Origin of the sequence: Flavobacterium selenitireducens (genome assembly GCF_014748335.1) — a bacterium.
GTDB classification, from domain to species: Bacteria; Bacteroidota; Bacteroidia; order Flavobacteriales; family Flavobacteriaceae; genus Flavobacterium; species Flavobacterium selenitireducens.
The window spans coordinates 1-6,260 of record NZ_JAAVIY010000026.1; the positions used below are offsets into that span (position 1 = coordinate 1).

Consider the following 6,260-nt stretch of genomic DNA (forward strand, 5'->3'; position numbering starts at 1 on the left):
CAGGCCAAGGAAATGCCTAAATTATAAAACACCGAAATATATTTTGGAAAGAGAGATTGCCGCCTCAAAACATCGATTAAATTAGCAATAATATTAAACATCAAAAGACCTGTTGCAATTAGGTCTTGAATCCACCTCGAATCCATAAAATATGAAAGTCACCTTATTAATAATCTTTGTAATTGGTTATACTGTCGCGTACTCGCAAGTAGATGCTGCAGAATCAAGTAATTGGTGTAAGTCAGAAAAATTTATTGAACTAGAGAACGAAATTAAAAAATTACCTGTCTTAGTAAAGACTGTAAGCACTTGCTCAACGAATCCTAGTTTGTGTGGGTATCTTGCATTCGGATCTTCTACCCTTGTTATAATTCTCGAAGGAAAATATAAAGAGCAAAAATTATATGTGTCCGCGCTTTGTAAAGAAACAAATTATAAAGTTGATTCACTTTACACATTATATTTCAGTAAAGAACCAAGTTTTGGAGTTGGATTTTGTAATGATCAATACTATTCACCGAATTGGATAAATGATTCAGAAAGTAAAAAATATCCAATGATATATGGTGAACTAAGACAATAGAAACCGCCGCTAACCGCCGCTAACCGCCATCGCTGGTTCAGAGTAAATAGAAACTGAAATTTCCAAAAGTCGCGAAAACAAGATTTTTCTGCTTTGGCAAGCTAGAAAAAATCGTTGATTTCGCTACCTTTATTCCAAAGCAGAGAAAATTCTCTCCGGAAGACCGCGACGGCGTTTAGCGGCCTCACGTTGTGCGAAATTCTTGGCCTATTTTAACCGCTAAATCGCTTTAGATGATAAATCAGAAAAATATAATTTACATACTGATTACTTCTATAATCCTGGCTTTTATGTTTGGCGTTTTTCGTGTCTACCGAATTTTCTATGCTAGCTATTTCAACACAATTGAATATAATCAACTAGCTTTTCTTGGAAAGCCACAAACTAAACTTCAAATTCTATTTTCTGGTTTTACTAGCTTTCAAATTTTACTAGTATCACTTGGGCTTTCAATTGCATTTGTCTTTCTGCTCAGAAAAATAAAAAATATTAAATCAATTAGAACTTCGCACAACAGCGGGTAGTCGCAATTGTTGGTTAAGACGAAGATTGAACTTTTTGAGTTAGATTTACGTCCAGAGTCGCGGAGCATACTCAGTTTCAAAACCCAACAACTGCGACTGACCCGCGAAACGTTAGTGGCAAGCGCCCCAAGATTGCGCATAAAAACAATCCATTATGAACGATTTAAATTTAAGCGAGAAAATCATAAAACTTTCATTCAATTTTTCAGTCTGGTTTATCGAACAATTTCACGATATGAAACCGTTTGAAAGTAAAGTTGCCGAATTAAGAGATCTTCCAAAAGATACTTTTGGATATCAAATTGCGGAATGTCTTGACTCACACAATTTAAAATTAGTTCCAAAATATGAAAGTCATGATTTGAAACACGTCTTGTTAGGTTATAAAATGACGCCTTTTGACGAAATCAGAATGCAAGCCTTTATGTTGGGCAATGGAAATCACACTATTCCATGTTTTGCGATATTAATTTTTGGCGCAATTCTTTTACCAAGAAAATGGAAAATACTTTATAGCGATTTTGAAAAAGGAAGAAATACAAAAGAAGTTTCAACTTGGACAATTGAAAAATACGCTAACCAAAAAATAGAAAACTTAAAATTGATGATTCAAGAAGACTTAAAAACTGAAAAAATATTATCGACTCAAAGCATTACAAAATTTGGAGCTCTCGCTTCGATAGTTGCAGGAATATTTGGAATGTTATTTTGCCTTCCATTTTTATTCTCTTCGTCAATTGAAGATTTAGTTGGTGCAGGACTTCCTTTTTTCGCAGGAGCTGTTTTAGCGGGTTCGGGATTTCTGGCTTTATCAAATTTGTCAAAATCAAAGGTAAATCCTCAATTAGGTTAAAGCGCCAGCCACTAACCGCCGCTAAACGCCATCGCTGGTTTAGCGTAACTAGAACCTGAAATTTCCAAAAGTCGCGAAAACAAGATTTTTTCCGCTTTGTCAAGCTAGAAAAAATCGTTGATTTCGCTACCTTTATTCCAAAGCAGAGAAAATTCTCTCCGAAAGGCCGCGACGGCGTTTAGCGGCCTCACGTTAGCAGAAAGCTTTTCACAAAACCGTATAAAAACTACTTATGAAAAAAATCATTTTAATTTTATTAGTACTCTTAATTGGACAAAACTTTGCAAATGCTCACACTTGTGAAAATGAAACTGTAAAATGTCCAATAGACGGTAAAAAAGTCACATTTTGTGTAACTATGAGTATGTCAACTTTTGGCTCATTTAAAGATTTTCAAAAGAAAGGTGCTATCGGAGAACATTATGAAGAATTAATAAATTCATGCCCAAAATGTCATTTTTCAGGTTATATTGATGATTTCAAATCAAAGTTTACTGAGGAAGAAAAAACTAAAGTCAAAGAATTACTGGCAAAGTTTAGTGACGCCACGATGGATAATGCTCAACAATGTTTAATCGCTGCCGAAATTAAACTATCACGGAATGTATCCAAAAAGGAAATTGCTTTTTGTTATATAACAGGTTCGTACTTATTACGTGAAAATGATAAAAAGGTTGAGTTCAGAAAAGAGCTACAACGAAAAGCAAAAGATAATCTAATTTCCGCTTTAGAAAAGGATGAGTATGACGACAAAACCGTAATTGCAAACATTAATTATTTAATTGCTGAAATGGCCAGAAGGACCGGAAACTTTGATGAAGCTATTAAACATTATGATTTAGCAATAAATGATCCTAATAAAAAAGATTGGATTGAATCTGTGGCAAAAGAGCAAAGAGAATTAGCTGTAAAAAAGGATGATAATAATAAAATATAAAGCCTTCTGCTAACCGCCGCTAACCGCCATCGCTGGTTTAGAGTGATTAGAACCAGAAATTTCCAAAAAGTCGCGAAAACAAGATTTTTTCCGCTTTGGCAAGCTAGAAAAAATCGTTGATTTCGCTACCTTTATTCCAAAACAGAGAAAATTCTCTCCGGAAGACCGCGACGGCGTTTAGCGGCCTCACGTTAGGCGCAAGCCGCGTACGCGCGAGGAACAAACCGAATATCGAAATTAACCAAAAATATTACATGGCTTTAGAATTTGAGAATGAGATTGAAATAATTGAAGTTATGGAGAGCTATCTTATATCTGCACGACCTCGAGAAGAAATTCGAAGCCAGTTAGATATTGGTTATAAAGTGGATGGCCAAAATGTAATCATATTTGAAATTCGTCCGAGTTGGACTAATCCTAAAGAAAAAGCAGAATATTATGTTGCAAAAGCTACATTTGTAAAAAAAGAAAATACGTGGAAAATCTTTTGGCTAATGTCTGATTTAAAATGGCATAACTACAAACCCTTGCCAAGGGTAAAGAGCCTTAAAGAATTTGTAGATGTTGTAAAAGAGGATAAACTCGGATGCTTCTGGGGCTAGAAATTTGAATTCGGCCAGCGCCTAACTGCCGCTAATCGCCATCGCTGGTTTAGAGAAATTAGAGGCTAAAATTTCCAAAAGTCGCGAAAACAAGATTTTTTCTGCTTAGGAAAGCTTGAAAAAATCGTTGATTTCGCTACCTTTCGTCCAAAGCAGAGAAAATTCTCTCCGGAAGGCCGCGACGGCGTTTAGCGGCCTCATGTTGGCTGCAATAGCACAAATCAAAATCGATAACAATTGGACATTAAAGATTGGACAAATTCAGAGGACTTCTTGACAACGAGCTTATTCCATTTGTACAAAAATCAAACTAGATCTTTGTCACCGTCAGAGCAAATTCTTTTTTTGAGAAAAGTTTTCAGGGAAATCCAACTTGGGAGAGTTACTCTGACATTATCCGAAATTGCAGAAATCAAAACTTACAGTTTAGAAGCATTTCAAGAATTTGGTGAACCCGAAGAGATAGATTATAGTTTAGATTTAATAATCCACGTGCTTAAGTACATTGAAACAAAAAACGAATTTCCCAAAAACTCAAGTGATGTTTATGAATTGGTAAAGAGTATTGCAGATTGCATTTGTCAATATCTTCAAAACAATATTGAATACCTTACTAAAATTGATTTAATCTTTGAAGAGTGTCCTGGGCGTACAGCTATTGTGCGCAAATCTTACGACGACTTTTACATAAACCTTCGTGGAAACAATTATAAAGTTTATGATATATATCAAGGTTATTCTATTGTTGACAAAGATAAAAACGGAAACGGCCTACTAATTCAGCATTTCGAAAAAGGAATTTACGCAAAGGGCGAAATTTGCATGTTAGAAATCGTTAAACGAAACTCTCGACACAGACAAGATGACTTTATCCAATATGGAAAAAATATAGTTTATTTCGAAAAGCGCTATCCATTCGAATGGAAAAAGGATTCAAATGAATTTCTTATCACACCAGAAAAATCCCCTGTTAAATGTTGTGAGGGTAGAAAATCAGATAAAAATTGCGAGCTATCCGGGAAAGAATTTTGGTGGTGTTATGGACGTAAATGTTTTAATGCTAATCAAAATTACCAAGAAAGTTCTAGCTGGAAAAAGTATTCTTTAAGAGATTTTATAAAGATTCTAAATCTACCATTTGATGAAAACGGTTACTATATTTTTGTAAGCGAAATAAACCGGCTTAACCGATTACTTGAAAGAATAAAGTGTGTAGATTGCACTAAGGTGCTAAGACCTTCAAAACAAACAAATTTCGGTTTTTATAGGGTTTCACATTTCAAGTGTAATGACGAAAACTGTGTGTCACACAGTAAAGAAATATATTTAACTCATTGCCTAAATAGCAAATGTACAAACGTTATTGATGAACGGGTGGCCAAGAGATGTCCAAATGGATTTATAATATGTGATATTTGCGGAAGTTGTTGCTCCAACCAACAGTTTGTTAGAAGAATAGAAAACTTAGAATCAAATGGTCAAAAACCTCCGCAAAAATTAGTTGACTTAAAAAGTGAAGAAAAGGGTCATTGGGAAAATGCTGAGTGTTTTTGTTACAAGTGTCAAAATGAAATGAGCGAAAAAGGAGATAATTATTATTGCCCTAATTGCAAAGTTTCTTATAGCAGGAACAATGTTTATGTCAAGTTTTTTAAAGGCTATCAAATGGCTAAGAACAAAAAAATGCAAGCTAGGCAAAATTCAGAAAAACCACCAAATTAAAAACTACCGCAGCCAACCGCCGCTAACCGCCATTGCTGGGTTTGAGGTAAAATGAAGTGCTTTTTCCTAAGCCGTAAAATTAAGAATTTTTCTGCTTTTCCAAGCTAGAAAAAATTCATTAGTTTTACTTCGCCCGCGTTCGGCAGAGAGTACTTTCTCCGAAAGCCAGCAACGCTCGGTTAGCGGCCTAACGTTAGCAGCGAGTTTTGAAATCCCCAACAGCAACACCTTCTCGAATGAAACACATATTAGTTCTTTATTTGCTATTCTTCAAAATACTTACGGTTGCGCAATGTAGTAATCGGGTTAGCCACATTTCTAAAACTTTTTTAATAAATAATGTCTGGGTTAACGTATCGTCAATAGGAATTGTCGGTGAAAGTAATTACTGTAGCGCAGTAAAACCATACTGGATTGGATCAAACGGAAAAAAAGAAGGACCAGGAGAGTATACTTTTTCCTTTTCACCTCCAATTTCTAGTTTATCATTAAATATTATAGCAATAGACAATTCGGCAACTGGCGAAGAAGAAGTCGAAATTCTACTGAATTCGAATAAAGTAAAACTAGGCTTTTTTGCGCCAAATCAAAATGTCGGTAAATGTATTGATGAATTGGCCGTATTAACGGAAGAGGGGAATCTATCGGGAAAACGAAATTCTCCAAGTATCTCATTTGGTGCAAAAAATATACGGATTGAAGGAATAATAAAAGAGATAACAGTTCGCCAAGACGTATAACGTTTCGAGAAGCTCGATTGATTATTGGATGAAAAAAATGCTTTCCTTTGAACAAAGAGGCAAAGCCATGTCGAGCAAAGACGAGATAAAAAAATTGAAACAGCGTATCGAGGAACTGGAATTTATAAAGAATTTCCAGCAGGAGATCATCGCGGAAGTAGAACTGGAAAGCGGCATCGATATCGCAAAAAAGTCATTACCCGGGGCATTGGCAAAGGAAGTGGAGAAAAAAAAGCAAGACCTTATAAAACAAGGCTTCTCTACGAATGCCTCGGGATATCAAAACAAGCCTTCTACCA

The 6,260-nt window shown here is 35.4% G+C and carries 6 protein-coding genes and 1 pseudogene; all 7 read left to right on the plus strand.

The window, feature by feature from the left end:
- Nucleotides 1-151 precede the first annotated feature (151 nt).
- Complete coding sequence (locus tag HC229_RS16430; protein ID WP_191021593.1) at nucleotides 152-583, plus strand: hypothetical protein; 432 nt, start codon at nucleotides 152-154, stop codon at nucleotides 581-583.
- A 678-nt stretch (nucleotides 584-1,261) separates the two neighbouring features.
- The gene (locus HC229_RS16435) at nucleotides 1,262-1,960 is read left to right on the plus strand and encodes a hypothetical protein (protein WP_191021594.1); all 699 of its coding nucleotides are present in this window, start codon (nucleotides 1,262-1,264) and stop codon (nucleotides 1,958-1,960) included.
- A 232-nt stretch (nucleotides 1,961-2,192) separates the two neighbouring features.
- Nucleotides 2,193-2,897 carry a DUF2225 domain-containing protein gene (locus HC229_RS16440; protein WP_191021595.1) on the plus strand — a complete coding sequence of 235 codons (705 nt, stop codon included), beginning with the start codon at nucleotides 2,193-2,195 and terminating at the stop codon, nucleotides 2,895-2,897.
- 254 nt (nucleotides 2,898-3,151) lie between these two features.
- Nucleotides 3,152-3,499, plus strand: coding sequence for a DUF3024 domain-containing protein (locus HC229_RS16445; RefSeq protein ID WP_191019050.1), 348 nt, complete (start codon nucleotides 3,152-3,154; stop codon nucleotides 3,497-3,499).
- A gap of 345 nt (nucleotides 3,500-3,844) precedes the next feature.
- The gene (locus HC229_RS16450; protein WP_191021596.1) at nucleotides 3,845-5,221 is read left to right on the plus strand and encodes a hypothetical protein; all 1,377 of its coding nucleotides are present in this window, start codon (nucleotides 3,845-3,847) and stop codon (nucleotides 5,219-5,221) included.
- Nucleotides 5,222-5,457: 236 nt separating this feature from the next.
- Nucleotides 5,458-5,961 (plus strand): hypothetical protein, encoded by a 504-nt coding sequence (locus tag HC229_RS16455; protein ID WP_191021597.1) that lies wholly within the window; start codon nucleotides 5,458-5,460, stop codon nucleotides 5,959-5,961.
- A gap of 37 nt (nucleotides 5,962-5,998) precedes the next feature.
- Nucleotides 5,999-6,260 (plus strand): annotated as a pseudogene (locus tag HC229_RS16460) (helix-turn-helix domain-containing protein); the annotation flags it as partial.

Bases quoted from the DNA above. Each gene is read 5' to 3' on its own strand.
- HC229_RS16430 (WP_191021593.1), top strand. From the start codon at position 152: ATGAAAGTCACCTTATTAATAATCTTTGTAATTGGTTATACTGTCGCG.
- HC229_RS16435 (WP_191021594.1), top strand. From the start codon at position 1,262: ATGAACGATTTAAATTTAAGCGAGAAAATCATAAAACTTTCATTCAAT.
- HC229_RS16440 (WP_191021595.1), top strand. From the start codon at position 2,193: ATGAAAAAAATCATTTTAATTTTATTAGTACTCTTAATTGGACAAAAC.
- HC229_RS16445 (WP_191019050.1), top strand. From the start codon at position 3,152: ATGGCTTTAGAATTTGAGAATGAGATTGAAATAATTGAAGTTATGGAG.
- HC229_RS16455 (WP_191021597.1), top strand. From the start codon at position 5,458: ATGAAACACATATTAGTTCTTTATTTGCTATTCTTCAAAATACTTACG.